Here is a 3,164-nt window from a genome sequence, read left to right as displayed (position 1 = left end):
ACGCCCGGCTGGACGTCCTGCCGTGCAGCCGGGCCCCCGGCTCAGGCGGCCGCCCGGCTGGCCGTCCTGCCGTGCACCAGGTAGTACAGCAGGATGCAGGCGAGCATGAGCAGGCCAAGCCAGCCGTACATGCCGTCGAAGCCGGTCAGCGGCACCAGCAGGCCCAGCAGCACCGGGCCGAAGCCGGTGCCGATGTCCAGCATCAGGTAGTAGGTGGCCAGGGCGGTGCCGAACCTCCGTTCCGCAACCAGCCGGACAGTAATGGCCTGCGTTCCGGGCAGCAGGGTCCCGAACCCGAGGCCGCTCAACACCGCGGACACGACGACTATCCAGGTGTCCGGCCCGAGCGCCAGCAGCGCCAGGCCGGCGGCGAACAGCGCCAGCGCGGGATACAGCACCACGTTGTCGCCGCGGCGGTCCTGGACCCTGCCGGCGGTCAGCCGCGACACCAGCACCGCGGCGGCAAACACCATAAAGAACAGCGCCGCCGCATCGGCCGCGCCCGCCGCCTCCGCATACGAGGTTAGGAACGAGAGGATGCCGGAAAAGGCCAGCCCGCTGACCAGCAGCACCGTGGTGATCGGCAGGACCTCGGGCGCGAACACCTTTCCGAGCAGGACGGCGGGCGTCCGGCGCTCCCTTTCCGGCTCGCCGCCCGGACCGCGCTGATTGACGACGGCGGCCGGCGCCGCTGCCGCTTCCGGCAGTCTCAGGATCAGGGTCACCGCCAAAGCCGCGACGGAACAGGCCGCACAGAAGAGGAACGCTCCCTCGTAACTGCCGTCAACAACCAGCACCACCGCCAGCAGCGGCCCGAGGGCGGTTGCCAGCGTGGTGGAAACGGCGAAGTAGCCGGTGCCTTCACTGCGGCGGGCGGGCGGAATCAGCGCCTGCGCACCGGCCGTGACGGCGGTGTTGGCGAGGCCGAAAGCCACACCGTGGGCCAGCCGCAGGACCACCAACGAGGCGAGGGAGTCCGCCGGAATGTACAAGAGGGAAGCCGCGACGAAGGCGGCCAGGCTGATCAGCAGCATCCGCCGGCGGCCCACGTTGTCGATCAGCGGCCCGGCAAAGAACCGCGAGACGAGCGCCCCCAGAATGAAGGCGCTGGACGCAAAGCCGGCCCCGGCGTCGGATGCCAGGAACCGCTGGGCCGCGTAGAGCGCCATGGACGTCATCAGCAGGTAGAACACGATGTAGATGAACAGATTCGCGCCGATGGCCAGCACGAAGTTCCTGCTCCACAGCTTCTCCTGCATGCGGACGGCCTCCTAGCCTGCCTGGGCCGGTCCTCGTTGTCCCAGCGTTCCGGATAGACCAGCAGTCCTGATTATGCCGCCGGCCTATACTTCCGGCACGCACGGCCCGGTGCCCAGCAGCGCCAGGCCCGCCCGGTCGCCGTCGGCCAATGACGTCACGTCGTTCGCCCCGGCATACATCAGTTGCTCCGGATCATCCACGTGCGCCAGCCCCAGCACATGGCCGAGCTCGTGGATGATGACGGCGCGCACAAGCTCCCGCCCGTCGGGATACGTGAGGACGTTCCGGAGCGCCGGCGCATCCAAGGTGACCTGGCCGGCCACGAGGACGTGCGGGGTTCCCCGAGCGCCGACCGAGGAGCTGCCGCCAAGGCCGGCTATATCTCCGTCCAGTCGGGACACTTCGTCGGGATCCGACCACGTGATCAGCACCGGCGCCCACCGCTTGCCGTACCGCTCCGGTTGGAAGCGTTCGCGGCCTTCCTCGGCGAACGCCTCGTCAGTGGGGCCGTCGTAAATAAACTGCAGTCCGCTGGCCGCGGAGACCTCGGCGATGGCTTCTTGGATGAGCGTGTGGGACCCCGGCGGCGCATTGTCCGGGCGGACCACGTAGTGGATGGGGCGGCAGGGGTCATAGGCGAGGAAGGGCTGCGAGGAGTCCGGCGGTGCCGTGTACAACTCGTAGGCGTCCGACTCAGCGACGGCGGGCGGCTGGCCCAGGGGACTGTCGGCGGCCTCGACGCCGCGGGGCGGGATGTCTGCACCGGGAAGGTAGGGGGCAACCGCCGGCATGACGTGCCGGCTGAACACGCCCGGGGCGAAGCACAGGGCGATGACGAAGGCGAGAGCCAGCCCGGTCGACAGGCGGCTGGCGCCGCGCGGGGAGGTACCCCGCTGCACGGAACGCGGGCGGGACTTTGCCGCAAGCGACGGCCTGCCGGCAGCGCGCCCCTCGGCGGGCCGGGGCGGGGAAGGGGTTCCCAGTGCCTCGTCCATCGCCCACTGCGGGATTCGCCCGCTGGGTGACCGCTTAACATCCGGCTGCTTCAACGGGGTTTTCGCGCCGGGGGACGGGTCCCTCGCCAGTCCCTCTGCCCGGTGCTGCATCTGCTTCCCCCAACTACCCCAATTCGGCCTCGCCGAACGACGACAGCAGCAGAATTATACGATTCATCAGGGGCATCCACCAGCGTCTTGGCACCTGCATGCGGCCGTCGGCGCGAATCTTCCCGCGGCCTACTGCCGCTCGGACGCCCGGACAGCCAGCAGGCCGCCCGCGGCGAACGCCACCGTGCACGCGAGGACAAGAAGCAGCGGAGCGGTCCAGCCGCCGGTTACCGTGTTCAGCCATCCGGCCACCGGCGGAGCGCAGGTCGCGGCAAGGTATCCGCCCGTCTGGATCCGGGCGGAGGCGGAGGCGGCCTCGTTGTCGTTGCGGGCCACGCGCGGGATGATCGAAAAGATGGCCGTGAACCCGCCGCCCTGGGCTATCCCGCCCGTGATGGACCAGAAAATATAGGCGTCGGGTGCCAGGAGCAGGCCGAGGGGGAGTGTCATCCACAAGATGGCGATGCCTGCCGTCGGCACCCAGAGCCGGGCTCGTGCTGCCACGAGCGGCACCCCGAAAGCGCCGACAATGGCGGCCACCTGGAAGAGAGAGGCCGTGGCTCCGGAGGCAGTAATGGACATGCCCCGGACTTCGGACAGCAGCAGGGGCAGCCAGGTGGTGGTTCCGTAGTAGGCGGCCGACTGGCCGCAGAAGGCCAAGGTCAGCAACCCGATGATCCACCTGTTGCGGCGCCCGCCGCCGGTCTTTGGGCGCGGCACCGCAGCTGTCCCGGATCCATCGGTGCCAGCGGGTCTGGCTGCGGCGGTGTTGGCGGGCGGTTCACCGGACGCGCCGCC

General features: G+C 69.8%; 3 protein-coding genes. All 3 read right to left on the bottom strand.

Going from position 1 to position 3,164, the window contains the following annotated elements; genetic code table 11:
* Positions 1-41 precede the first annotated feature (41 nt).
* Positions 42-1,259, bottom strand: a complete 1,218-nt coding sequence (locus tag AC5RV2_RS16235) for an MFS transporter (RefSeq protein WP_494093191.1) — start codon at positions 1,257-1,259, stop codon at positions 42-44.
* Positions 1,260-1,343: 84 nt separating this feature from the next.
* Positions 1,344-2,159, bottom strand: a complete 816-nt coding sequence (locus AC5RV2_RS16230; protein WP_494093190.1) for a matrixin family metalloprotease — start codon at positions 2,157-2,159, stop codon at positions 1,344-1,346.
* A gap of 336 nt (positions 2,160-2,495) precedes the next feature.
* On the bottom strand, positions 2,496-3,164 hold a 669-nt coding region (locus AC5RV2_RS16225), incomplete at its 5' end, for an MFS transporter (protein ID WP_494093189.1).

This window comes from Arthrobacter sp. Y3225116, from assembly GCF_059091245.1.
This window is presented reverse-complemented; position numbering and strand designations above follow the sequence as displayed.

Bases quoted from the DNA above. Each gene is read 5' to 3' on its own strand.
- AC5RV2_RS16235 (WP_494093191.1), bottom strand. From the start codon at position 1,259: ATGCAGGAGAAGCTGTGGAGCAGGAACTTCGTGCTGGCCATCGGCGCG.